At 71.4% G+C, this 21,145-nt stretch carries 26 protein-coding genes and 3 tRNA genes; 14 read left to right on the top strand and 15 right to left on the bottom strand.

What is annotated here, in order from left to right:
• Positions 1 to 100: 100 nt before the first annotated feature.
• A complete protein-coding gene (locus tag ACIBK9_RS42660; protein WP_397164622.1) occupies positions 101 to 1,069 on the bottom strand; it encodes a thiamine-phosphate kinase in 969 nt (322 codons plus the stop codon).
• A 47-nt stretch (positions 1,070 to 1,116) separates the two neighbouring features.
• Between ACIBK9_RS42660 and ACIBK9_RS42655 the strand changes: the two genes are divergently transcribed.
• Complete coding sequence (locus ACIBK9_RS42655) at positions 1,117 to 1,350, top strand: Lrp/AsnC family transcriptional regulator (protein ID WP_125637145.1); 234 nt, start codon at positions 1,117 to 1,119, stop codon at positions 1,348 to 1,350.
• Between the two features lie 21 nt (positions 1,351 to 1,371).
• Entirely contained in the window at positions 1,372 to 1,806 is a 435-nt protein-coding gene (locus tag ACIBK9_RS42650; protein WP_397164620.1) for a DUF3515 domain-containing protein, read from the top strand.
• Here the strand turns inward: ACIBK9_RS42650 and ACIBK9_RS42645 are convergent.
• The 3 genes from ACIBK9_RS42645 to ACIBK9_RS42635 form a co-directional block, all read right to left on the bottom strand.
• Entirely contained in the window at positions 1,789 to 2,883 is a 1,095-nt protein-coding gene (locus ACIBK9_RS42645; protein ID WP_358288524.1) for a D-alanine--D-alanine ligase family protein, read from the bottom strand. The two genes, ACIBK9_RS42650 and ACIBK9_RS42645, sit on opposite strands and share 18 nt — an antisense overlap.
• 62 nt (positions 2,884 to 2,945) lie before the next feature.
• Positions 2,946 to 3,956: an NAD(P)H-dependent glycerol-3-phosphate dehydrogenase gene (locus tag ACIBK9_RS42640; protein ID WP_352352158.1), complete on the bottom strand. Its 1,011-nt coding sequence runs from the start codon at positions 3,954 to 3,956 to the stop codon at positions 2,946 to 2,948.
• A 4-nt stretch (positions 3,957 to 3,960) separates the two neighbouring features.
• The gene (locus tag ACIBK9_RS42635) at positions 3,961 to 4,671 is read right to left on the bottom strand and encodes a lysophospholipid acyltransferase family protein (protein ID WP_358288530.1); all 711 of its coding nucleotides are present in this window, start codon (positions 4,669 to 4,671) and stop codon (positions 3,961 to 3,963) included.
• Positions 4,672 to 4,751: 80 nt separating this feature from the next.
• On the opposite strand from ACIBK9_RS42635, the gene cofC reads away from it, so the two are divergent.
• Together cofC and ACIBK9_RS42625 are read left to right on the top strand one after the other, a co-directional pair.
• Positions 4,752 to 5,387 (top strand): 2-phospho-L-lactate guanylyltransferase, encoded by a 636-nt coding sequence (gene cofC / locus ACIBK9_RS42630; RefSeq protein WP_397164618.1) that lies wholly within the window; start codon positions 4,752 to 4,754, stop codon positions 5,385 to 5,387.
• Positions 5,388 to 5,440: 53 nt separating this feature from the next.
• Positions 5,441 to 5,650: a hypothetical protein gene (locus ACIBK9_RS42625; protein WP_352324833.1), complete on the top strand. Its 210-nt coding sequence runs from the start codon at positions 5,441 to 5,443 to the stop codon at positions 5,648 to 5,650.
• 65 nt (positions 5,651 to 5,715) lie between these two features.
• On the opposite strand, the gene ACIBK9_RS42620 is transcribed toward ACIBK9_RS42625, so the two are convergent.
• The 4 genes from ACIBK9_RS42620 to leuC all read right to left on the bottom strand — a co-directional run bounded on the left by ACIBK9_RS42620 (position 5,716) and on the right by leuC (position 8,308).
• The gene (locus ACIBK9_RS42620) at positions 5,716 to 6,015 is read right to left on the bottom strand and encodes an HU family DNA-binding protein (protein WP_352352161.1); all 300 of its coding nucleotides are present in this window, start codon (positions 6,013 to 6,015) and stop codon (positions 5,716 to 5,718) included.
• A gap of 99 nt (positions 6,016 to 6,114) precedes the next feature.
• A complete protein-coding gene (locus ACIBK9_RS42615; RefSeq protein ID WP_352352162.1) occupies positions 6,115 to 6,342 on the bottom strand; it encodes a hypothetical protein in 228 nt (75 codons plus the stop codon).
• Entirely contained in the window at positions 6,321 to 6,908 is a 588-nt protein-coding gene (gene leuD, locus ACIBK9_RS42610) for a 3-isopropylmalate dehydratase small subunit (RefSeq protein ID WP_358288536.1), read from the bottom strand. The genes ACIBK9_RS42615 and leuD overlap by 22 nt, the downstream gene beginning before the upstream one ends.
• 14 nt (positions 6,909 to 6,922) lie before the next feature.
• The gene (gene leuC, locus ACIBK9_RS42605; protein WP_352319072.1) at positions 6,923 to 8,308 is read right to left on the bottom strand and encodes a 3-isopropylmalate dehydratase large subunit; all 1,386 of its coding nucleotides are present in this window, start codon (positions 8,306 to 8,308) and stop codon (positions 6,923 to 6,925) included.
• 63 nt (positions 8,309 to 8,371) lie between these two features.
• Here leuC and ACIBK9_RS42600 point away from each other — a divergent pair, with 63 nt between their 5' ends.
• Both ACIBK9_RS42600 and ACIBK9_RS42595 read left to right on the top strand, forming a co-directional pair.
• Positions 8,372 to 9,088 (top strand): IclR family transcriptional regulator, encoded by a 717-nt coding sequence (locus tag ACIBK9_RS42600; protein WP_352319070.1) that lies wholly within the window; start codon positions 8,372 to 8,374, stop codon positions 9,086 to 9,088.
• A 58-nt stretch (positions 9,089 to 9,146) separates the two neighbouring features.
• Positions 9,147 to 10,859 (top strand): hypothetical protein, encoded by a 1,713-nt coding sequence (locus ACIBK9_RS42595; protein WP_397164616.1) that lies wholly within the window; start codon positions 9,147 to 9,149, stop codon positions 10,857 to 10,859.
• Between the two features lie 135 nt (positions 10,860 to 10,994).
• Here ACIBK9_RS42595 and ACIBK9_RS42590 read toward each other — a convergent pair.
• The 4 genes from ACIBK9_RS42590 to ACIBK9_RS42575 all read right to left on the bottom strand — a co-directional run bounded on the left by ACIBK9_RS42590 (position 10,995) and on the right by ACIBK9_RS42575 (position 12,294).
• Positions 10,995 to 11,067: transfer RNA gene (locus ACIBK9_RS42590), tRNA-Glu, on the bottom strand.
• A 19-nt stretch (positions 11,068 to 11,086) separates the two neighbouring features.
• A tRNA-Glu gene (locus tag ACIBK9_RS42585) sits at positions 11,087 to 11,162 on the bottom strand.
• 79 nt (positions 11,163 to 11,241) lie between these two features.
• Positions 11,242 to 11,823 carry a hypothetical protein gene (locus tag ACIBK9_RS42580; RefSeq protein WP_397164614.1) on the bottom strand — a complete coding sequence of 194 codons (582 nt, stop codon included), beginning with the start codon at positions 11,821 to 11,823 and terminating at the stop codon, positions 11,242 to 11,244.
• A gap of 399 nt (positions 11,824 to 12,222) precedes the next feature.
• A tRNA-Gln gene (locus ACIBK9_RS42575) sits at positions 12,223 to 12,294 on the bottom strand.
• A 166-nt stretch (positions 12,295 to 12,460) separates the two neighbouring features.
• Here ACIBK9_RS42575 and ACIBK9_RS42570 point away from each other — a divergent pair.
• The gene (locus ACIBK9_RS42570; protein WP_397164612.1) at positions 12,461 to 14,431 is read left to right on the top strand and encodes a M3 family metallopeptidase; all 1,971 of its coding nucleotides are present in this window, start codon (positions 12,461 to 12,463) and stop codon (positions 14,429 to 14,431) included.
• A gap of 44 nt (positions 14,432 to 14,475) precedes the next feature.
• Here ACIBK9_RS42570 and ACIBK9_RS42565 read toward each other — a convergent pair whose 3' ends face one another.
• On the bottom strand, positions 14,476 to 15,018 hold the full coding sequence (locus tag ACIBK9_RS42565; RefSeq protein WP_352352171.1) for a PadR family transcriptional regulator: 543 nt from the start codon (positions 15,016 to 15,018) through the stop codon (positions 14,476 to 14,478).
• A 54-nt stretch (positions 15,019 to 15,072) separates the two neighbouring features.
• On the opposite strand from ACIBK9_RS42565, the gene ACIBK9_RS42560 reads away from it, so the two are divergent.
• Positions 15,073 to 16,323, top strand: a complete 1,251-nt coding sequence (locus ACIBK9_RS42560; protein WP_397164610.1) for an MATE family efflux transporter — start codon at positions 15,073 to 15,075, stop codon at positions 16,321 to 16,323.
• Here the strand turns inward: ACIBK9_RS42560 and gltX are convergent.
• Positions 16,217 to 17,548 carry a glutamate--tRNA ligase gene (gene gltX, locus ACIBK9_RS42555; protein WP_387671299.1) on the bottom strand — a complete coding sequence of 444 codons (1,332 nt, stop codon included), beginning with the start codon at positions 17,546 to 17,548 and terminating at the stop codon, positions 16,217 to 16,219. The genes ACIBK9_RS42560 and gltX overlap by 107 nt on opposite strands.
• Positions 17,549 to 17,582: 34 nt before the next feature.
• Positions 17,583 to 18,359, bottom strand: coding sequence for a fumarylacetoacetate hydrolase family protein (locus tag ACIBK9_RS42550; RefSeq protein ID WP_352352174.1), 777 nt, complete (start codon positions 18,357 to 18,359; stop codon positions 17,583 to 17,585).
• Positions 18,360 to 18,524: 165 nt separating this feature from the next.
• Between ACIBK9_RS42550 and ACIBK9_RS42545 the strand changes: the two genes are divergently transcribed.
• The 6 genes from ACIBK9_RS42545 to ACIBK9_RS42520 are packed head-to-tail and all read left to right on the top strand — an operon-like array spanning position 18,525 to position 21,123.
• Positions 18,525 to 19,016, top strand: coding sequence for an Asp23/Gls24 family envelope stress response protein (locus ACIBK9_RS42545; RefSeq protein WP_397164718.1), 492 nt, complete (start codon positions 18,525 to 18,527; stop codon positions 19,014 to 19,016).
• Positions 19,013 to 19,351, top strand: coding sequence for a hypothetical protein (locus ACIBK9_RS42540; RefSeq protein ID WP_397164608.1), 339 nt, complete (start codon positions 19,013 to 19,015; stop codon positions 19,349 to 19,351). Before ACIBK9_RS42545 ends, ACIBK9_RS42540 begins: the two co-directional genes overlap by 4 nt.
• Positions 19,348 to 19,536 carry a hypothetical protein gene (locus tag ACIBK9_RS42535; RefSeq protein ID WP_352352177.1) on the top strand — a complete coding sequence of 63 codons (189 nt, stop codon included), beginning with the start codon at positions 19,348 to 19,350 and terminating at the stop codon, positions 19,534 to 19,536. The genes ACIBK9_RS42540 and ACIBK9_RS42535 overlap by 4 nt, the downstream gene beginning before the upstream one ends.
• Complete coding sequence (locus tag ACIBK9_RS42530) at positions 19,533 to 19,901, top strand: Asp23/Gls24 family envelope stress response protein (RefSeq protein ID WP_397164606.1); 369 nt, start codon at positions 19,533 to 19,535, stop codon at positions 19,899 to 19,901. Before ACIBK9_RS42535 ends, ACIBK9_RS42530 begins: the two co-directional genes overlap by 4 nt.
• Positions 19,898 to 20,560 (top strand): DUF6286 domain-containing protein, encoded by a 663-nt coding sequence (locus tag ACIBK9_RS42525; protein WP_397164604.1) that lies wholly within the window; start codon positions 19,898 to 19,900, stop codon positions 20,558 to 20,560. The genes ACIBK9_RS42530 and ACIBK9_RS42525 overlap by 4 nt, the downstream gene beginning before the upstream one ends.
• Positions 20,557 to 21,123, top strand: a complete 567-nt coding sequence (locus ACIBK9_RS42520; protein ID WP_397164602.1) for an alkaline shock response membrane anchor protein AmaP — start codon at positions 20,557 to 20,559, stop codon at positions 21,121 to 21,123. Before ACIBK9_RS42525 ends, ACIBK9_RS42520 begins: the two co-directional genes overlap by 4 nt.
• Positions 21,124 to 21,145: the final 22 nt, after the last annotated feature.

Below are 21,145 nucleotides of genomic sequence, written 5' to 3'. Positions count from 1 at the left end.
GGCCGCCAATCTTCATAACACCTTTACTACGTCCTTGTCACAACAATCCCGCTAGTCCTACCCTAAATCCGGAAAATTTCACGTAAATCGGGACAAGTCATCACCGAAAGTGATCCCAGCCGCCCTGTCCTACCTGGCGGCCGTGCACCAGGACGCCCTCCCCCTCGACCACCCGGCCCACGACCTGCCACGACGGCGGCAGCCGTACGTCAGGAGGGAAAACCGCGGCGAGCGCGTGATCCTCACCACCCGTGAGCACCCATTCGAGCGGATCCTGCCCCAGTTCCTCGGCCGCCGCCGCCACCGGCTCCCCCACGGCGAACGCCCCGGGATCGAGCTCGACGCGTACGCCGCTGGCCGCGGCCACGTGCCCGAGGTCCTGCACCAGGCCGTCGCTGACGTCGAGCATGGCGCTCGCGCCCAGCGCGGCCGCCCGCGGCCCCTCCTCGTACGGCGGGCAGGGCCGCCGGTGAGCGGTCACCGCCTCCGCCAGCACGCCGGAACCCGCGGCGACCCCGGCGGACAGCAGCGCCAGCCCCGCGGCGGCGTACCCCAGCCGCCCGGCCACGGCCACCACGTGCCCCGGCCGCGCCCCGGACCGCGTCACCGGCGCCCGCCCGCGCAGGTCGCCCAGCGCGGTCACCCCGATGACCACCAGGTCCGACCGGGTGATGTCGCCGCCGACCACGCTCGCGCCGACCACCGCGCACTCCTCGCGGAATCCGTCGGTCAGGGCGTCCAGCCAGGCCACCGGCAGCTCGGCGGGGATGCCGAGCCCGACCACGATGGACGTCGGGACGGCCCCCATGGCGGCGATGTCGGCCAGGTTCTGGGCGGCGGCCTTGCGGCCCACGTCGCGCCCGCCGGACCAGTCGAGCCGGAAGTGCCTGCGCTCGACCAGCAGATCGGTCGAGACGACCACCCGCCCGTCGGGCGCGGCGACCATGGCGGCGTCGTCACCCGGGCCGAGCATGACCCCCTCTCCCTGGGGCAGGCGTCCGGCAATACGATTGACGACACCGAACTCGCCGAGATCTCCGACTGTGATGACGCACCTCCTGACGCTCACAGGGTACGGTGGCCCTTCGGCGTGATCCAATCGCCCGGGAGGACGTGATGGTGCAGGCCTACATCCTTATTCAGACCGAGGTCGGCAAGGCCGCCGCCGTTGCCGAGGAGATCTCCGGAATTCCGGGGGTCACCCAGGCGGAAGACGTGACGGGGCCCTACGACGTGATCGTCCGCGCTGAGGCGCGCAACGTCGACGAGCTCGGCAAGCTGGTCGTGGCGCAGATTCAGGCGGTGGAAGGGATCACGCGTACTCTTACGTGTCCGATCGTTCATATCTGACACATTCGAGGTCTGGGTTCCATGCGCGCCGCCGCCGTTCTGTTCCTTCTTCTGGCACTCGCCGGCTGCGGTGGCGTGGTGCAGGTCGATCCGCCCAAGCCTTCGGGGGAGGCTGCGGCGGCCTGTGACAGGCTCGCGTCCCTGCTGCCCAAGACGCTCGACGGCGCCGAGCGCGGCACGTCGGAGCCGGCCTCGCCGTACGTGGCGGTCTGGGGGGAGGCGTCCATCGCGGTGCGCTGCGGTGTGCCGCGGCCTGCCCGGATGGCGCCGACCGACCAGCTCCGGGAGATCGACGGGGTGGGCTGGTTCGCCGATCCGGACAAGCCCACCCTGTTCACCGCGGTGGCCGCGCCCACGTACGTGGAGGTCACGGTCGGCGGCGACCACGCGGCGCCCGACGTGCTGGCCGAGCTGTCGGGGCCGATCGGGCGGGCCGTCTCAACGCAGGCCGGGTGAGCGCGACAGCGCGAGCTGGATCAGCCGGTCGACCAGCTGCGGGTACGACAGCCCCGAGGCCGCCCAGAGCTGCGGCGCGACCGACAACGAGGTGAACCCGGGCATCGTGTTGATCTCGTTGAAGATCAGCCGGCCGTCGGGCGTGTAGAAGAAGTCGACCCTGGACAGCCCCTCGCAGTCGAGCGCCTCGAAGGCCCGTACGGCCATCGCGCGCAGCTCCTCCGCGGTCTCGGCCGGGATGTCGGCGGGCACGGTGAGCGACATCTGGTCGGGGTAGTACTTGGCCTCGAAGTCGAAGAACTCCTGGCCGCCCTCGACCTTGACCTCGCCCGGGATCGACGCGGCGGCGGGCTCGTCGCCGAGCGACTCCAGCACCGCGCACTCGATCTCGCGGCCCTCGATCGCGGCCTCGATCAGCACCTTGGGGTCGTGCACCCGGGCCGACTCGACGGCCGCCTCCAGCTCGGCGCGGTCGTGGGCCTTGGAGATGCCCTGCGAGGAGCCGGCCCTGGCGGGCTTGACGAACACCGGGAAGCCGAGCTCCTCGGCCTCCTTCAGCACGCACTCGCGGTTGAGCCGCCAGTCGCGGTCGCGGACGACGACGTAACGGCCGATCGGCAGCCCGGCGGCGGCCATCACGGTCTTCATGTGCGCCTTGTCCATGCCGACGGCGCTGGCCAGCACGCCGGAGCCGACGTAGCGGACGCCGGCCATCTCCAACAGGCCCTGGATGGTGCCGTCCTCGGCGAACGGGCCGTGCATGACGGGGAAGACGACGTCGACCGTGCCGAGCTCGACCGGGATGCTCCCGGGGTCGTAGGCCACCAGCCCGGCGCCGCCGCTGGGCAGCGCGAGCGCGGCTCCGGAGGTGTCGACCGCGGGCAGCTCCCCGGCCTCGATGGCGAACCGCTGGTCGGACGCGGCGAGCACCCACCTGCCGTCCTGGGCGATCCCGACCGGGATCACCTCGTACTTACTCCTGTCGATCACATCCAGCACGCTGCCCGCGCCCATGAGGGACACGGCATGCTCAGAATTGCGACCTCCGAAAACGACGGCGACGCGTGGCTTGCTCATGACGTCCGAATCTACCGGGGTGTCCCCCTGACAGCGAGTCGAGCGCGCGGTGGCGTCCGGATTCACAGGCCGTACCGTTCGGGTTTGGGCGAGCGGGACATGAGCAGCATGCCCGCCTCCGACGGCGACATGCCGTCGTGCACGACCCCGACGACCACCTCGGTGATCGGCATCTCGACGTCGTGCTTCCTGGCCAGCTCAAGGACGGACTCGCAGGACTTCACGCCCTCGGCGGTCTGCTTGGTGGCGGCGACGACCTCGGCGAGGGTCATGCCGCGGCCCAGGTTCTCGCCGAAGGTGCGGTTGCGCGACAGCGGCGAGGTGCAGGTGGCCACCAGGTCGCCCATGCCGGCCAGCCCGGCGAAGGTGTGGGGGTCGGCGCCGAGCGCGGCGCCCAGGCGGGAGATCTCGGCCAGGCCCCTGGTGATGAGCATGGCGCTGACGTTGTCGCCCATGCCCATGCCCGCCGAGACGCCCACGGCCAGCGCGATCACGTTCTTCACCGCGCCGCCCAGCTCGACCCCGACCACGTCGGTGTTGGTGTATGGCCGGAACCACGGCGGCAGGTGGCAGGCGGCCTGGAGGCGTTCGGCGACCGACTCGTCGGTGCAGGCGACGACCGTGGCGGCGGGCTGGCGGTGGGCGATCTCCTTGGCCAGGTTGGGCCCGGACACCACCGCGACCCGCTCCTCGGGCACCTCGGCGACCTCGCGGATCACCTCGCTCATGCGCTTGGTCGTGCCCAGCTCTACGCCCTTCATGAGGCTGACCAGGACCGCGTTCGGCGGGATGTGCTCGCGCCAGGCGGTCAGGTTGGGCCGCAACATCTGCGAGGGCACGGCCAGCACCACGAAGTCGGCGCCGTCGAGCGCGCGCACGGGGTCGGTGGTGGCCCGCAGCGCCTCGGGCAGCGTCACGCCGGGCAGGTAGTCGGGGTTGGCGTGGTCCTTGTCGATCGCCTCGACCAGCTCCGGCCTGCGCCCCCACAGCGTGACCTCGTTGCCCGCCTCGGCGAGGACCATGGCGAACGTGGTGCCCCACGAGCCCGTGCCGAGAACGGCTGCCTTTGTCATGCCATCACCGCCTGGCGGGATCGTAGGGAGTTTCGGGGGCCTTCTCGCCGCGCAGCTCGGTCAGCTGCTCGGTGATGGCCGCCATGATGTCGGCGGTCGCCTCGCGCAGCACACTGGCGCGCAGGGGCTGCCCCTCGTACTTGGACAGGTCGACCGGCGGGCCGACGGTGACGTGGAAGGTCTTGCGCGGGAACAGCCTGGGCCTCTTGGCGCCGTACGGGAGCAGCTCGTGGGCGCCCCAGTGGGCGATGGGGATGACCTGGGCGCCGCTCTCCAGCGCCAGCCGGGCGGCGCCGGTCTTGCCCACCATGGGCCACAGCTCGGGATCGCGGGTGCAGGTGCCCTCGGGGTAGAACAGGATGGCCGCGCCGTCGCGCAGCCGCTGGGCCGACGAGCTGAGCGACCTGGCCGCCTCGCTGCTGCCCCGCTCGACCGGGATGGCCAGCAGGCCGTTGAGCGCCCGGCCCAGGAAGGGCACCTTGAACAGCACGGCCTTGGCCAGGATGACCGGCCAGCGGCCGTTGTTGAACAGGAAGTGCGACAGCAGGACGGGATCGCTCCAGGACAGGTGGTTGGCCGCGATGATGATGCCGCCGGTGCGCGGGAGTCGCTCGCCGTTGCGCCAGTCCTTCTTGACCAGGAGCCACGACAGCGGCTTGACCACCGCTACGGCGAATGACTCCCAGAAACGCGAAGGTCGCGTGGGGCGGCTCATGGTCTCCTCCAACCCGTACGGTGTGCGCCCCAAGTCTCCCGGTTGGCCGCGTGGGATGTCGAGGCGAGATGCTTAAGCCTATGAGCAACCGCTGGTCTCTGGTCATTCCGGTGAAGACGCTGGTCGCGGCGAAGACGCGGCTGGCGGCCGCGACGGGTCCACACCGTACGCGGCTGGCCGTGGCCGTGGCCTGCGACACCGTGGCCGCGGCGCTGGCCTGCCCGGCGGTGGCGCGGGTGATCGTGGTGACCGCCGATCCGGCCGCGGCGGGGCCGCTGGGGGTGCTGGGCGCGGAGGTGGTGCACGACCCCGACCGCGGGCTCAACACCGCGTTGCGCACGGGCGCGGCCCATGCCGTACGCGTCGCGCCCGGTGCGGCGGTGGGCGCGCTCCAGGCCGATCTGCCGGCCCTGCGACCGGCCGAGCTGGCGACGGCGCTGGCCGCGGCGGCCGAGTTCGACCAGTCGTTCGTGCCGGACGCCCAGGAGGTCGGCACGACCTTCTACGGCGTGCTGGCCGGGCGGCCGTTCACGCCGCGGTTCGGCGGCGAGTCGCGGGCCAAGCACCTGGCCGGCGGCGCGAAGGAGCTGTGCGTGCCGGGGATCGACTCGCTCCGGCGGGACGTGGACACCCCCGACGACCTGCGCGCGGCCCTCGCCCTGGGCCTGGGCCGGCACACGGCGGCGGTGGTCGCCGACCTGTGGCCGGGGGCGTGACCCTCCGGGCCGCCTCTCGCCCGCCGGACGGCGGTCGGCTTAGGCTGGACGGCGTGCAGGCGACGGTACGCAGCTTCGACGAGGTCACCCGTTCCGGCTCGGTCTTCCTCGACGACGGGACGGTGCTGGAGTTCGGCACGCGCGCCTTCGACGCGGGGCCGCTGCTGCTGCTGCGCACGGGGCAGCGGGTCAACCTGGCGACCGACGGCGGGCAGATCACCTACATCACGCTGTCGACGTTCCCGATTCCCGCGCCCGAATGACGACGCGGTCCCGGAAAACAGCGAACGCCCGGGCGTGGGCCGCCCGGGCGTGATGTCCGCTGAGACTATTTCTTCTTGCCGATCTGCTTGCCGCCCTCGTTCACCAGGTCCTTGAATTCGGAGCCGGGACGGAACTTGGGCGCCCAGCTCTCGGCGACCTTGATCTCGGCGCCGGTCGACGGGTTCCTGGCAGTGCGGGCGGGCTTGTTCACCATCTCGAACGCGCCGAAGCCCGTGATGGAGACCTTGTCCCCGCTCGCCACGGCCTTCTGGATGGCCTCGATGACCGCGTTGACGGCCTCGGTGGCCGTCCTTTTGTCGCCCACCCGATCGGTGATGGCGTCGACGAGCTCTCGCTTGTTCATGAAAGTCCTGCTCCCCCAGTGACGGCTCGGGGTTCCAGCTCTCGAGTTCGACGTAGAAACCCCTTACGCGCTCGAAAGTAGGCGGGATCGCGGGGGAACTCAATCACCCTGCGTGTTTTCCCCCTCGCGTGGCGTGTCGAGGGCGCCCAGAAAGGCGTCGAGCCGGGCGGCCGCCCTTTCCGGATCGCGCTTGGCGAGATCGCAGATGGACAGGTAACGGCGGGCCGCCCGTTCCTTGTCGGCGGCGGGGAGCATGCGGACGCGGCGGTGCGCCTCGCGCAACCGCCGCGCCAGTTCGTCGTCTTCTAGACGGTCGTCGGCAGCCATGGCTGCCGACCATTCTCGTACGCGGCCACGTCGTCGGCGTGACGCAGGGTCAGGCCGATGTCGTCCAGGCCCTCGGTGAGGCGCCAGCGGGTGTAGTCGTCGATCTCGAACGGCACGACCTCGCCGGCCCAGCGGACCTGGCGTTCCAGCAGGTCGACGGTCACCTGCAGCGTCGGGTCGGCCTCGACGGCGGCCTGCAGGGCCTCGACCTTCTCGGCGGGCAGGACGACCGGCAGCAGCCCCATCTTGGTGGAGTTGTTGCGGAAGATGTCGCCGAAGCGGGCGGCGATCACGGCGCGGAAGCCGTACTGCTGCAGGGCCCACACGGCGTGCTCGCGGGAGGAGCCGGTGCCGAAGTCGGGGCCGGAGACCAGGATCGAGCCGCCCTCGTAGGAGGGGTCGTTCAGGACGAACGTCGGGTCCTCGCGCCAGGCGGCGAACAGGCCCTTCTCGAAGCCGGTGCGGCTGACCTGCTTGAGCCAGACGGCCGGGATGATCTGGTCGGTGTCGACGTTGCTGCGGCGCAGCGGCACCGCCGTACCGGTGTGGGTGGTGAAGGCGTCCATCGGTCTGGTTCTCCTTACAGGTCGGCGGGGGCGGTCAGGCGGCCGGTGACCGCGGTCGCGGCGGCGACCTGCGGCGACACCAGGTGGGTGCGGCCGCCCTTGCCCTGGCGGCCCTCGAAGTTGCGGTTGGAGGTGGAGGCGCTGCGCTCGCCGGGCTTGAGCGTGTCGGGGTTCATGCCGAGGCACATCGAGCAGCCGGCCTCGCGCCACTCGGCGCCGGCGGCCTTGAACACCTCGTGCAGGCCCTCCTGCTCGGCCTGGAGCTTGACCAGCATCGACCCGGGCACGATCAGCGTGCGGGTGCGGACCTGGCGGCCGCGCAGGATCTCGGCGGCCGAGCGCAGGTCCTCGATGCGGCCGTTGGTGCACGAGCCGACGAACACGGTGTCGACCTCGATCTCGCGCAGCGGCGTGCCCGCGGTCAGGCCCATGTACTCAAGGGCGCGCTCGGCGGCCGAGCGCTCGACCGGGTCGGCGAAGCTGTCGGGGCTCGGCACGGACTCGCCCAGCGGCAGGCCCTGGCCGGGGTTGGTGCCCCACGTGACGTACGGGGTCAGCGTCGAGGCGTCGATCTCCACGACCTTGTCGAACACGGCGTCGTCGTCGGTGCGCAGCGACTTCCAGTACTCGACGGCCTGGTCCCACAGCTCGCCCTCGGGGGCGTGCGGGCGGCCCTTGAGGTAGGCGAACGTGGTCTCGTCCGGGGCGATCACGCCGGCGCGGGCGCCCGCCTCGATGGACATGTTGCAGACGGTCATGCGGCCCTCCATGGAGAGCTTGCGCACGGCCTCGCCGCGGTACTCGACGATGTAGCCCTGGCCGCCGCCGGTGCCGATCTTGGCGATGATCGCCAGGATCAGGTCTTTGGCGGTGACGCCGGCGGGCAGCTCGCCCGAGACCTCGATGGCCATCGTCTTCGGCCGGTAGGCGGGCAGCGTCTGGGTGGCCAGCACGTGCTCGACCTCGGAGGTGCCGATGCCGAACGCGATGCCGCCGAAGGCGCCGTGGGTGGAGGTGTGGGAGTCGCCGCACACGATCGTCATGCCCGGCTGGGTCAGGCCGAACTGCGGGCCGATGATGTGCACCACGCCCTGGCCGGCGTCGCCCATCGGGTGCAGCCTGATGCCGAACTCGGCGGCGTTCTTGCGCAGCGTCTCGACCTGGGCCTTGGAGACGGGGTCGGAGATCGGGCCGAGCACGGTCGGGACGTTGTGGTCCTCGGTGGCGATGGTGAGATCGGGCCTGCGCACCTTCCGGCCGGCGAGACGGAGTCCGTCGAACGCCTGCGGACTGGTCACCTCGTGAATGAGGTGCAGGTCGATGTAGAGCAGGTCGGGTTCGCCCTCCGCACGGCGGACGACGTGCTGCTCCCAGACCTTCTCGGCCAGTGTGCGGCCCATGATCTCCTCCTTGAGATTGCCTCCGACTTGCTTTCTCATATGTCGAGACGGCAGTATCGGTGTATGGACAACTCTAGCGGAGTCGGAGTACTCGACAAGGCCGTTCTTGTACTCAATGCCCTCGAAGCGGGTCCCGCTTCCCTGGCTCAGCTCGTCCAGGCCACCGGCCTGGCCCGCCCCACGGCCCACCGGCTGGCCGTCGCACTTGAGCACCACCGCATCGTGAGCCGCGACACCCAGGGCAGATTCGTGCTCGGGCCGCGGCTCGCGGAGTTGTCCACGGCGGCCGGCGAGGACCGGCTGCTCGCGGTGGCCTCGCCCGTGCTGATGCAGCTGCGCGACCTGACCGGCGAGAGCGCGCAACTCTACCGGCGCCAGGGTGACGAGCGGGTCTGCGTGGCGGCGGCCGAGCGGGCCAGCGGCCTGCGTGACACCGTCCCGGTGGGCTCGGCGCTGCCGATGACGGCCGGCTCGGCGGCCCAGATCCTGCTGGCCTGGGAGGAGCCCGACCGGCTGCACAGGGGCCTGCGCGGCGCCAAGTTCACCGCCGCCACCCTCGCCTCCGTGCGCCGCCGCGGGTGGGCCCACAGCGTCGGCGAGCGCGAGCAGGGGGTGGCCAGCGTGTCCGCCCCCATAAGGGGCAGCGGAGGCAAGGTGATCGCGTCCGTCTCGGTCTCCGGGCCCATCGAGCGGCTCACCCGGGCGCCCGGCCGGTTGCACGCCGTGCCCGTCATGGCGGCCGCCGAACGCATCACCGAGGCCATGCGCCGCACGTCATGATCGGCGAAAGCTCGTATTTCGGGGGCCGACTGCCTCGCGGGCGCACTAGCCTGAGTGCGTGACAGATCGCATCGAGGTAGCCGCCACTGAGCTGCGACCCCTGCTCGAAGAGTTCATCCTGTGGGCGCGTTCCAACGCGCCCGGAAGCGACCCCGAGCTCGTGGGGCCTGCCGCACTCTGGCACCGTCTCGCCTTCTCGCAGGACCTCGGCACGTGGAAGCGTGCTGACCTGCGCAACCTGCTGCTCGACCGCATGCCGAAGGTCGTGGAGGATCCCGACGCCGCCGCCGACGGCATGCTGCCCGCCGTCGACGCGTACCTGACGTTCCTCTCCCAGACCGGCAGGCTCGCCAAGGGCTCCGACTCCCTCGCCGACCTGCAGGCCGAGCTCGACGACGTCGAGGACGAGTTCGTCGAACTCATGGAAGACCTGCTCGACGACGACGGCGCGGGTGACGACGAGGAGGAGACCGGCGACCTGGGCGACTTCGAGGCGTTCGCCGACGAGCTGGCCGAGCTCGACACGATCAGGCTGCGCCCCGACTCCGAGCTGGCCGCGGCCGCCCGCCGGTCCCCGCTGGTCGCCAAGGCCCGCGACCTGGCGCTGTGGGTCGGCTCCGGCCGCCGCGTCGGCGAGGACACCCTGCTCACCGACGCCGAGGTGGAGGAGGCGCTGGCCGCCGTCGGCCTGCCCAGGCCCGAGACCGACGGCCCGGTGGCCGAGGCGGTCCCGCAGCTCTGGAACATCTGGAACCTCGCCGTCGACCTGGAGTTCCTCGAACCGGGCGAGGGCAACACCGTGGCCGTCCAGGACGACACCTCCGAGTGGCCGTTCGACGACGACGAGGACGTCCTCGACGCCTGGATGCTCGGCCTGCACTCGGTCGACTACGGCGACCCCGAGCTCGACGACGACGACCTGACGATGGCGCTGGCCGGCCTGACCCGGGGTCTGCTGGTCAGGCTGCTGCTGGCCGGCGGCTCGCGCGAGCGCGACGACCTGGCCCGCGAGCTGGCCGAGGCCGCCGCCGACCTCGACGAGCTGGGCGGCGACGCCTGGGAGGCGGCCGGCGACCCGCTGGCCCCCGCCATCGACTGGCTGACCGGCTACGGCATGGTCGAGGTCGAGGGCACGACCGTGCGTCTCACCCCGCTGGGCACCGAGGGCGTCGTCCACCTGGTGGACGACGCCGACATCGAGGTCGACGCCCGGCCCGCGATCGAGTCGATGAGCGCCCACGAGCTGCTGGCGCTGAGCGCCGAGCTGCCCGAGGACGAGGCCGACGCCGAGTTCGCCGCCTGGATGCGGCTCAGGGAGCCGGCCAAGGCAGCCGAGGAGCTGCTCGACGCGGCGGCCGAGGACGAGAGCGACGCCCTGATCCGGGTGCAGGCGGCCAGCGTGGTGGGCACGCTGGGCGAGGCCGCCGTCCCGGCCTGGCAGGAGGCGCTCAAGCAGCCGTCCCTGCGGCCGTACGCGGCGACGCACCTGAGCCAGCTCGGGGTCGAGGGGGCGCCCGAGCCCACCCAGGACGACACCCACTGGCTGATCCTCGACATGTGGACGATCTCGGCCGGGCTGGGGCGTTCGGAGTTCGTCAGCAGCCTGCGGGACATCGGGCCCGACATGGTCAACGGTCTTCTCGAGGTGATCTGGAAGATCCCGCACGCGCACGTCGAGGAGCTGCTCGACCTGATCTCCCAGGTCCACCCCGACAAGCAGATCGCCAAGGCGGCCCGCCGCGCCCTGTTCAAGGCCCGCTCCTCGGCCTGATCCACGACGGAACAGGGCCCCGCGCGATCCGCGCGGGGCCCTGTTCCGTTTTCGAGCGTCCCTTGGGTTTTCGAGCGTCCCTGGGAAAACGAAAAACGCCCCGGTGCTTGACGCGCCGGAGCGTTTGGGTGAACGTAGTCCCGACCGGATTCGAACCGGCGCTACCGCCTTGAGAGGGCGGCGTCCTGGGCCACTAGACGACGGGACCTTCGCACAGCTTGTGATCGTGGTAGTCCCGACCGGATTCGAACCGGCGCTACCGCCTTGAGAGGGCGGCGTCCTGGGCCACTAGACGACGGGACCTTGTCCACAAGCTGGTGTGCCGGGTCTCCCCGGCGACGCAGGTAACTCTACCGCACCCCGCAGACCACAACCAAACCGCTTATCGGCGCATGAGATCGGGCCTGTGGCGGCGGACCCAGTCGCCCATCGGCCCCCGTTCCCACAGCGGGTCGATCTCGCCGAGCGGGATCGCGACCTCGGGCCGTCCGGTGACGGGGTCGGCGGGCGCCCGGGCCAGGCGCTCGCGCATCCACCGCGGCGTCCGCGGCGGGAGCGTGCGCTCGCCCCACCCGACCAGCCCCACCGAGCGCAGCGCAGGGACGCGCACGCGGACGCCGCCGGGCCGGCCCAGGGGCCTGGGGTCGGCCGTCCGGGTGTCCACCACGCCGATCGCGGTGATGTCGGGCCAGCGCAGGCGCACCCGGAAGCCGCGGGCGTCGGCCAGCTCCACGCCCTCCGGCGAGAAGCGCACCACCGTGCCCGCGACCAGACGGCGGTGCTTGACGACGAGCACGCCGGTCAGTGCCGTCGTGGCGAGCGCGCCGATCACGACGCCCAGCGCCGAGCTGCCGGTGAGGACGGCCCCGAGCAGCAGGCAGACGGCGAAGAAGAGCGCCAGCGGCGCGGCGAACGGGGCGACGAAACGGGCGAGGCCGCCCTCGCGCATGCGGAATTCGTCCATGAGGCGAGGGAGGCTACCCGCCGAGCAGCCCGCGGCGGAAGGTCTCCGCCGTTGCGGCGACGCGGTCTTCCCCTCGCACATGGCCCGCACCGCGCGTGCCGGCCGGCGCACGCCTTCCACCCCGAAGCCCTCAACAGCCCCCTGAGGAACGAAAACGCGCCCCTCGTCACACGGATGTCCAGCATGACGACTTCGTCCGCGTACGGCAGGGTCAGGGCCGTCCTGGTGGCATCGGCATGCTCGGCGACGTCGGTCATCGCCTCCTGGGCGACGCGGAACCGGGTGATCCGCTCGTGCTGAGGCACCGCATGATCAGCTCTGGACGACCTGGCGATCTGACTGGGCCGCCGACACGAAAAAACGGATGTCTCTTAGGGAGACATCCGTTTCGGAAACTTGCTGGGGTACCAGGACTCGAACCTAGACTAACTGAACCAGAATCAGTCGTGCTGCCAATTACACCATACCCCACCGCTGCGAACTCCTTCTCGGAGCGCGCTTGGCGACGTCCGAAAGAATAGCCCAGCTCGGGGGGTAAGACCAAAACGATTGCCGAAGCGGCGTCCGGCCGCCTGCGGCACAGGCTCCGACGTGCCAAGCTGAAGAGGACAAAACACCACGTGGAGGAGCCAAAGCGTTGGCCGAGAACCCGTTCTTCGCCCCTAGTAGCCTGCCGTACCAGCTGCCGCCGTTCGCGGACGTCCGCGAGGAGCACTACCTGCCCGCGTTCGAGCGCGGCATGGCCGAGCACCTGGCCGAGGTCGACGCGATCGCGAACAACACCGAGCCGCCCACCTTCGACAACACGATCGCGGCCCTGGAGCGTTCGGGGCGGATCCTCGACCGCACGGCCACGGTCTTCTTCAGCATGGCCGCGTCCAACTCCAGCGACGGGATCATGGAGATCGAGAAGGAGATCTCCCCGAAGCTGACCGCGCACAACGACGCGATCCGCCTCAACCGGGCGCTGTGGGCGCGGATCAAGCAGGTCGGCACGTCCGACGCCGAGGAGGCGTGGCTGCTGGAGAAGTACCGGGAGGACTTCGTCCGGGCCGGGGCCGACCTGTCGGAGCCGGAGCAGGACCGGCTGCGCGAGCTCAACGGCGAGCTGTCGAAGCTGTCGACCGAGTTCGCGCAGACCCTGCTCAAGGCGTCCACCGAGGAGGCCCTGGTCCTCACCGACGCCAAGGAGCTCGACGGCTTCGACGAGGCCAGGATCGAGTCGCTGCGCAAGGACGACGGCACCTACGTCCTGCCGCTGCTGAACTTCACCAACCAGCCCGGCCTGGCCCAGCTCACCGACCGCGACGTGCGCCGCCGCCTGTACCAGCGGAGCGTCGGCCGCGCCCCGGCCAACTTCGACCGGGCCGCCAGGATGGCCACGCTGCGGGCCGAGCGGGCCGCGCTGCTCGGCTTCCCCGACCACGCCGCCTACTCGGTGGCCGACCAGACGGCCAAGACCGTCGAGGCGGTCGAGGAGATGCTCGGCCAGCTCGTCGGCCCGGCGGTGCGCAACGCCGGCAAGGAGGCCGAGGCGCTGACCGAGCAGGCCGGGTTCGAGATCGAGCCGTGGGACTGGTCGTACTACTCGGAGAAGGTGCGGCTGGCCCGCTACGACTTCGACGCCGACGCCATGCGCCCCTACTTCGAGCTGAACCGGGTCATCAGGGACGGCGTGTTCTTCGCCGCCACCAAGCTCTACGGCATCACCTTCACCGAACGGCCCGACCTGCGCGGCTACCACCCCGACGTGACCGTCTTCGAGGTGTTCGACGAGGACGGCGGCGCGCTCGGCCTGTTCCTGCTCGACCCCTACGCCAGGGCGAACAAGCGCGGCGGGGCGTGGATGAACAACCTGGTCGACCAGTCGCACCTGTTCGGCGAGCTGCCGGTGGTCATGAACAACCTCAACATCACCAAGCCGGCCTCGGGGCCGACGCTGCTGACGTACGACGAGGTGAACACCGCCTTCCACGAGTTCGGCCACGCGCTGCACGGGCTGTTCTCGCAGGTGCGCTTCCCGCGCGTGTCGGGCACCAGCGTGCCGCGCGACTTCGTCGAGTACCCCTCGCAGGTCAACGAGATGTGGGTGACCTGGCCGGAGGTCCTGGCCAACTACGCCAAGCACCACGAGACGGGCGAGCCGATGCCCGCCGAGCTGGTGGAGAAGCTCAACGCGGCCGAGAAGTTCAACCAGGGCTTCGCGACGGTGGAGTACCTGGCGGCCACGCTGCTCGACTGGGCCTGGCACCGGCTGGCGCCCGGCGAGCAGGTGGCCGACGCGCAGGCGTTCGAGCAGCGGGCCCTGGAGGCGGCCGGGATCGACGTGCGGCTGGTGCGCCCGCGTTACCGGACCAACTACTTCGCCCACATCTTCTCGGGCGGCTACAGCGCCGGCTACTACTCCTACATCTGGAGCGAGGTGCTCGACGCCGAGAGCGTGGAGTGGTTCAAGGAGAACGGCGGCCTGACCAGGGCGAACGGCGACCACTTCCGCCGCGAGCTGCTCTCCAGGGGCGGCAGCCTCGACCCGCTGACCGCCTTCCGCAACTTCCGCGGGCGCGAGGCGGGCATCGGGCCGCTGCTGGCCCGCCGCGGCCTCGACTGACCGCCGCTCCCCCGCCTCCCCCGCCTCCCCCGATGAGGCTTTCCCTACGGCTCCGGCAGCTCCTCGATGCGCTGCCGGAGCCATTCCTTCTCCGCCCGGCTCGACGCGCGGGCGATCTCCAGCATCCCCCGCCGGTACGGGTCGGGCTCGTCCTTGATCCGGACCGGCCGGCCGCCCTCGTAGAAGAAGCTCGCCGGGGCCTCCAGGAAGGCCAGCCGCCGGCGCAGCACCCGTGACCGGTCGGCGGGGTCGGGCAGCGCCGACAGGAACGTCAGCAGGGCGAAGAAGCGCGTCTGGTCGCTGACGTCGAGCTCGCTCGGCTCGCGCAGCCGCCGCAGCAGCTCCTCGCGGCCCTTGCCGGTGAGCGTGAGCACCTGCCTGCGGGCCGCCGCCGCGCCCGCCTCCTCGTGCCGCTCGACCAGGCCCTTGCTCTCCAGTCTCGATATGGCGGGGTAGAGGGCGCCGTCGCTGACCGGGCGGAGGTGGCCGGTGAGCGCGGCCAGGCGGGCCTTGAGCTCGTAGCCGTGCATCGGACGTTCGTTCAGGAATCCCAGGATGGTGAGGGACAGATCCCCGCCGCTTGCCATGTCGCGCATCGTAACGCTATACCTCTAAACGAGATACAACGAATCGAGGTATGGATGTTCCGGCTGGCTCTCCCCATCTACGTGGAGCTGCTCACCGCCGTGGTGGCGGTGGGGGTGATCGACCTGCTGTGGGTCTCGGGGCTCGGGGAGGGCGCCATCGCGGCCGTCACCGTGGGCACCACGGTCGAATACCTGGCCTACGGGCTGTTCCTGGCCGTCCCGACAGGGGTGACCGTGCTGATCGGGCGGCGTGACGGGCACGCGCCGATCGGGCCCGTGATCAGGACGGGCTGGGTGTTGTGGGCCGCGTTCTCGGTCGCCGTCGCCGTCCCCGGCGTGTTGCTGCGCGAGCCGCTGGCGGCCCTGTTCACCGACGATCCCGGGCCGACGGCCGGTTTCTTCCTGGTCTCGCTGGCGGGGTTGCCGGTGTTCTTCGCCCAGACCGTCGTGGACGGCGTCCTCAAAGGGCTGGGCAACACGAAGACCCCCATGCGGAACGCGCTGATCTGCAACGCCCTGGTGATCGTCCTGGACCCGCTGTTCATCTACGGCCTCGACCTGGGGGTCCAGGGGGCCGCGCTGGCCACCGTGGCGGCGCGGCTGGTCACGCTCGGGGTGGCCTCGACCTCCCTCGTACGGCTCCGCGCCGCCGGCGGCGACGGCCTGCTCGCCGGCGAGGTGCTGCGGACCGGCCTGCCCATGTCGGGCGACTTCCTGGCCCGCTCCCTGGTGGGCATGGCGCTGGTGGAGATCGTGGCCGGGTTCGGCACGGCCGAGGTCGCGGGGTACGGCATCGGCCAGAAGATCATGCTGGCCGGCGTCATGGTCTTCTACGCGCTGCGCCAGGCGGCGATGATCCGCACCGCGCGGTCGGAGCCGGTCGGGTCACCGCTGCGGCTCGGGCTGGTGACGGGGGCGGTGGTCGCGGTGGTGCTCAACCTGGCGGCCGTGCCCGCGGCCGGGCTGTTCACCGACGACCCGGCGGTGGCCGTGGGCTTCCTGCGCTGGATGGCGCTCTACCTGGTGCCGTTCGGCGGGCTGATCGCCGTCGGCGGGGTGCTCCAGGCGAGCGGAAGGGGCAGCCGCCTGCTCGCCGCCACGCTGGCGGGCTTCGCGGTGCAGCTGCCCCTCGCCTATCTGCTGAGCTCGTGGCTCGGCGTCACGGGGGTGTGGCTGTCGATGGCCGTCGGGTCGTCGCTCAGCCTCGCAGGCGCGCTAGCGCCGCTCGGATCCGCTCCATGGAGCGCTCGCGCCCGAGCACCTCGATCGACTCGAACAGCGGCAGGCCCACCGTCCGGCCGGTGATCGCCACGCGCACGGGGGCCTGGGTCTTGCCCAGCTTGAGCCCGAGCGGCGCGCCGACCTCCTCCAGGGCCTCCTTGAGCGAGTCCGGGTCCCAGGCGACCGTCTGGAGGCGGTCGAGATAGCCGTCGAGGATCTCCACCGGGGAGTTCTTCATCGCCTTGTCCCAGGACGGCTGGTCGAAGACGGGCTCGTCGAGGAAGAGGAAGTCGACGTTCTGCCGGATCTCCGACAGCACGCCGATGCGGGTCTGGGCCAGCGCCGCGACCTTGCTGAACAGCTCGCGGTCCCAGGCGGGGTCGAGGTAGGGCGAGCAGCGCTCCTCGAAGGTCTCCAGCGGCAGGGCCCTGATGTACTCGCCGTTGAAGGCCCGCAGCTTCTTCTCGTCGAAGAAGGCGCTGGCGGAGTTGACGTCCTCCAGCCTGAACAGCGGGACCATCTCCGCCCACGGCATGATCTCGCGGTCCTCGCCGGGGCCCCAGCCGAGCAGCATGAGGTAGTTGACCATGGCCTCGGCCAGGTAGCCCTCGTCGCGGTAGTCCTCCAGGGCCACCTTGTCGCGGCGCTTGGACAGCTTCTTGCGCTGCTCGTTGACGATCACCGGCAGGTGGGCCCAGACCGGCGGGGTGGAGCCGAGCGCCGGCCACAGCAGCACCTGCTTGGCGGCGTTGCCCAGGTGCTCCTCGCCGCGCACGACGTGCGTGATGCCCTGGGTGATGTCGTCGACGGCGTTGGCCAGCACGTAGAGCGGCGAGCCGTCGGTGCGGGCGATCACGAAGTCTTCCTGGGCCTCGTTGGGGAACTCGACGTTGCCCCTGATCAGGTCTTCGACGAGGGTGACGCCCTCGTCGGGGGTGCGGAAGCGCACCGCGCCCTCGGTCAGGCCGCGCTCGCGGCAGAACCCGTCGTAGCCCTTGTGCTCGGAGCCGGTGCGGGCCACCAGGGTCTCGCGGGTGCAGTCGCAGTGGTACGCCTTGCCGTCGGCCAGTAGCTTGGCCACGGCCTCGCGGTGCTGCGGCTCGTAGGCCGACTGGAAGTAGGGGCCCTCGAACACCGGGTTGGTGCCGTTGATGCCGATCCAGTCGAGCGCCGAGATGATGCCCTCGGTCCACTCCGGACGGTTGCGCGTGGCGTCGGTGTCCTCGACGCGCAGGACGAAGCGGCCGCCGGACTGTTCGGCGAGGGCCCAGTTGAACAGCGCCGTGCGGGCGCCGCCGACGTGGAACATGCCGGTCGGGGACGGGGCGAAACGCACCCGTAGATCAGTCACGGGAGACCACCTTGTTCGTGAGAGTGCCGATGCCTTCGATGCCGACGCTGACCTCGTCGCCGATCTCCAGCGGACCGACGCCCGCCGGGGTGCCGGTCAGGATGACGTCGCCGGGGATCAGCGTCATGACGGCGCTGACGTAGGCGACCAGCGCGGGGATGTCGTTGATGAGCTGGCTGGTGCGGCCGCTCTGCCGGATCTCGCCGTTGACCGTGGTGGTCAGCGCCAGGTCGCTCGCGTCGAGATCGGTCTGGATCCAGGGCCCGAGCGGGCAGAACGTGTCGAAGCTCTTGGCCCGGGTGAACTGCACGTCCTTCTTCTGCAGGTCACGGGCGGTGACGTCGTTGGCGCAGGTGTAGCCGAAGATGACGTCCTTGACCCGGTCGACGGGCACGTCGCGGCAGAGCCTGCCGATCACCACGGCCAGCTCGCCCTCGTAGTCGACCCGGTCGGACAGCGAGGTCGGGTAGGCGATGGCCTCGCCGTGGCCGATCACCGACGTGGACGGCTTCATGAAGATGAGCGGCTCGTCGGGCACCTCGTTGCCCATCTCGCGGGCGTGCTCGGCGTAGTTCCTGCCGATGGCGACGACCTTGCTCGGCAGCATCGGGGCCAGCAGCTTCACCTGGGACAGCGGGAAGCGCTCGCCGGTGAACTGCACCTGGCCGAACGGATGGCCGGAGACCGTGGAGACGAACTCCTCTCCAGGGCCGCCTTCGACCACGCCGAACGACACGCCTTCGCCTGTGGAGAACCTCGCTATACGCACCTGACAAGGCTATCGCCGCCGCCGGAGGGGTCCGCCCACCGGCAAAAAAGTCAGGAACTCTCCATAAATGCCCCCAGAGTCCGTTTTGTGGGGCATCGGTGGTGGTTAAGCGGATATCTCTGCTTATCAGAGACTTCTAGGGGGTGACGGAACGTGCCGGACACGATGGTCAACCAGACTTCTGCCGTACCGCGGGCCAGAACGCAGGAGGGCGGGCCGGCGACTTCGCTGGTCACCGACAAGGGCACGACGAGCATCGACGACGTCGTCGTCGCCAAGATCGCCGGGCTGGCCGCACGCGAGGTATCCGGCGTGCACGCCATGGGCGGCGGCGCCGCCAGGGCGCTCGGCAACGTGCGCGGGATGGTCGGCGGGGAGCGCAGCGTCGCCCAGGGCGTCTCGGTCGAGGTCGGCGAGCGCCAGGCGGCCGTGGACATGGACCTGGTCGCCGAGTACGGCACCGCCATCCCCGACCTGGCCGCGGCCGTGCGCAGGAACGTCATCGCGGCGGTCGAGCGCATGTGCGGCCTGGAGGTGACCGAGGTCAACATCAGGGTGGACGACGTGCACCTGCCCGGCCAGGACCGCGACAGGGACAGGGACAGGGGCGACGGTCGCCGCGAGGTCATCGAGCAGCCGGAGCCCCGGGTCCAATGACCGGGCCCGGCGCCACCGCCTATACGCGGGACGACGCCGACGCCGACGCCAAGGCGGAGGCCGAGACGCTGGCCGAGCTCGTACGGGCCTGCCCGGGGGTGGCGGGGCTCTCCGGCGGGCCGTTCGGGACGGTGGCGACGTACCTGCCCGGGGCGCGGGTCATGGGCGTCTCGGCCGACGGGGACACGGTGGAGATCGCCATCGTGGCGACCCTGGTACGGCCGCTGCCGGAGACCGCCGAGGACGTCCGCCGGGCGGTGTGGGAGCCGGGCGGCGGACGTCCCGTGAACGTGCACATCGACGACGTGGTGATCGACGTGGTGGAGGAATCATGAGCAACGTCCCTTGGCTGCCGGTCATCGGCATGGCGGTCGGCATCATCCTCGGACTCGCGGGGGCCTTCGGCGGCCTCGGCGCGTTCCTGCTCGTCCTCGTGCTCGGCGCGGTCGGCTTCCTGGTCGGCAAGGTCGCCGAGACCGGCGAGCTGAACCTGTCCGGCCTGACCGCGAGGCGGCGATGACCACCACTGCCCACGTCACGGTTCCCCGGCAGCGGCTCGCGCCGTCGGCCGAGCCCGAGCGGCGGGGCCGTACCGAGATCTCCGAGCGGGTGGTCACCAAGATCGCCTGCTGCGCGGCGCGTGAGGTGCCCGAGGTCCTCGACGTGCGGCTGGGCGGGGCGCCGTGGACGCACTCGTCCAGCGCCGAGGTGCGCGGCGAGCGGGCCACCCTGAAGCTGGACGTGACCGTCGCCTACCCGGCCCCGCTGCACGCCGTGGCCGCGCGGCTGCGGGAGCACGTGCGCAACCGGGTGGCCATGCAGACCGGCCTGGACGTCACCCGCCTCGACGTGATCATGACCGATCTGGCGGGAGGCCCGGCATGACCCGCCCGCTCCCGTCCGGGGAGCCCGTGGAGACGCCGGGGGCCGTCCCGGCGGGCGTGGCGGGGGCGCATCGGGGCGAGCCGGGAGCGGCGCCGCCGCGGGACAAGGGCGCCGACCGGGCCGCGGTGCGCGCGTTCCGGCCGCAGCGCCGGGTGCCGGCCATCGTGGTCGCCGTCCTGCTCACGCTGCTGGGGCTGCTGGTCGCCGCCGAGACGGTGTCCGCGCTGGCCGGCAGCCCGTTGCGATGGCTGCCCTACGACCGGATGCTGGCGTGGGCGGCCACGACGCCGTGGTCGGACCCGCTGGTCCTGACCGGGGCCGCGATCGTGGCGCTGGCAGGGCTGGCGCTGCTGGTCACCGCCCTGGTGCCGGGACGGCCGCGGATGGTCCCCGTGCGGACCGGCGACCCGGACCTGATCATCGGCGTGCGTCCCAAGAGCTTCACCAGGGCCCTGGAGCACGCCGCCGAGGAGGTGCCCGGGGTGCGCTCGGCGCACGCCAGCCTGCGCGGCCATACGGTCGCCGTCACGCCCGCCACGTCCGGCTGGGACGACGAGGGCTTCGGCCGGGCCGTGCGCGAAGCCGTCCTCACCAGGCTCGCCGGGCTGGACCCGGTGGAGCCGTACCGGGTGGCGGTCAACGTCAAGGAGCGCCGATGAACAGGAAGACCGGCCGCGGCAACCGGTGGGGGCTGGCCCTGGTCGGGCTGGTGCTGGCCGTGCTCGGCGGGCTGGCGCTGGCGCGCGGGCTGCTGGGGCCGTCCACGCCGATCGTGGACGCCGGCGTGCGCGGGTTCTTCGCCCGCAACAGCCCGCCCGTGTGGTGGGCCGTGGCCGCCGTGTCGGTCCTGGTCGCGCTGCTGGCCCTGCGCTGGCTGGTCGCGCAGGGACGCAGGGACGCCCGCACCCGGCTGCGCCTGGAGGCCGGCCCGGACGGCGTCACCGAGATCGCGGCGGGCGGGATGGCCCACGCGGTCGCCGCCGACGTCGCGGCCAGCCCCGCCGTCCTGAACGCCGACGCCGACCTGGTCGGCCCGCGCGGCCACCCGGAGGTACGGCTGCGCGTGGCCGCCGACGAGGCCGCCCCGATGAGCGAGCTGAGCGAGCACCTGTCCCGGGTCACCCTGCCGAACCTGCGGGACGCGCTGGACAGGGATCACGTACCGGCGGTGGCCCGCGTTAGCCTGGAGCCCTCACCTGCGACGCAGCGGGTCGTGCGCTAAGGCTTCGCCGAGAGGGGTCCTC

The organism is Nonomuraea sp. NPDC050227 (genome assembly GCF_044459705.1).
In the GTDB taxonomy this organism is placed as follows: Bacteria; Actinomycetota; Actinomycetes; order Streptosporangiales; family Streptosporangiaceae; genus Nonomuraea.
This window is presented reverse-complemented; position numbering and strand designations above follow the sequence as displayed.

Excerpts from the sequence above, each read along its gene's own strand:
- cofC (WP_397164618.1), top strand. The coding sequence starts at position 4,752 with ATGAGCAACCGCTGGTCTCTGGTCATTCCGGTGAAGACGCTGGTCGCG.
- ACIBK9_RS42535 (WP_352352177.1), top strand. The coding sequence starts at position 19,348 with ATGAGCAACGTCCCTTGGCTGCCGGTCATCGGCATGGCGGTCGGCATC.
- ACIBK9_RS42520 (WP_397164602.1), top strand. The coding sequence starts at position 20,557 with ATGAACAGGAAGACCGGCCGCGGCAACCGGTGGGGGCTGGCCCTGGTC.
- ACIBK9_RS42545 (WP_397164718.1), top strand. The coding sequence starts at position 18,525 with ATGGTCAACCAGACTTCTGCCGTACCGCGGGCCAGAACGCAGGAGGGC.
- ACIBK9_RS42525 (WP_397164604.1), top strand. The coding sequence starts at position 19,898 with ATGACCCGCCCGCTCCCGTCCGGGGAGCCCGTGGAGACGCCGGGGGCC.
- ACIBK9_RS42530 (WP_397164606.1), top strand. The coding sequence starts at position 19,533 with ATGACCACCACTGCCCACGTCACGGTTCCCCGGCAGCGGCTCGCGCCG.
- ACIBK9_RS42655 (WP_125637145.1), top strand. The coding sequence starts at position 1,117 with ATGGTGCAGGCCTACATCCTTATTCAGACCGAGGTCGGCAAGGCCGCC.
- ACIBK9_RS42615 (WP_352352162.1), bottom strand. The coding sequence starts at position 6,342 with ATGGCTGCCGACGACCGTCTAGAAGACGACGAACTGGCGCGGCGGTTG.
- ACIBK9_RS42635 (WP_358288530.1), bottom strand. The coding sequence starts at position 4,671 with ATGAGCCGCCCCACGCGACCTTCGCGTTTCTGGGAGTCATTCGCCGTA.
- ACIBK9_RS42650 (WP_397164620.1), top strand. The coding sequence starts at position 1,372 with ATGCGCGCCGCCGCCGTTCTGTTCCTTCTTCTGGCACTCGCCGGCTGC.
- ACIBK9_RS42540 (WP_397164608.1), top strand. The coding sequence starts at position 19,013 with ATGACCGGGCCCGGCGCCACCGCCTATACGCGGGACGACGCCGACGCC.
- leuD (WP_358288536.1), bottom strand. The coding sequence starts at position 6,908 with ATGGACGCCTTCACCACCCACACCGGTACGGCGGTGCCGCTGCGCCGC.
- ACIBK9_RS42640 (WP_352352158.1), bottom strand. The coding sequence starts at position 3,956 with ATGACAAAGGCAGCCGTTCTCGGCACGGGCTCGTGGGGCACCACGTTC.
- ACIBK9_RS42560 (WP_397164610.1), top strand. The coding sequence starts at position 15,073 with ATGTTCCGGCTGGCTCTCCCCATCTACGTGGAGCTGCTCACCGCCGTG.
- ACIBK9_RS42600 (WP_352319070.1), top strand. The coding sequence starts at position 8,372 with ATGGACAACTCTAGCGGAGTCGGAGTACTCGACAAGGCCGTTCTTGTA.
- ACIBK9_RS42645 (WP_358288524.1), bottom strand. The coding sequence starts at position 2,883 with ATGAGCAAGCCACGCGTCGCCGTCGTTTTCGGAGGTCGCAATTCTGAG.
- ACIBK9_RS42565 (WP_352352171.1), bottom strand. The coding sequence starts at position 15,018 with ATGGCAAGCGGCGGGGATCTGTCCCTCACCATCCTGGGATTCCTGAAC.
- gltX (WP_387671299.1), bottom strand. The coding sequence starts at position 17,548 with ATGTTCCACGTCGGCGGCGCCCGCACGGCGCTGTTCAACTGGGCCCTC.
- leuC (WP_352319072.1), bottom strand. The coding sequence starts at position 8,308 with ATGGGCCGCACACTGGCCGAGAAGGTCTGGGAGCAGCACGTCGTCCGC.
- ACIBK9_RS42580 (WP_397164614.1), bottom strand. The coding sequence starts at position 11,823 with ATGGACGAATTCCGCATGCGCGAGGGCGGCCTCGCCCGTTTCGTCGCC.
- ACIBK9_RS42620 (WP_352352161.1), bottom strand. The coding sequence starts at position 6,015 with ATGAACAAGCGAGAGCTCGTCGACGCCATCACCGATCGGGTGGGCGAC.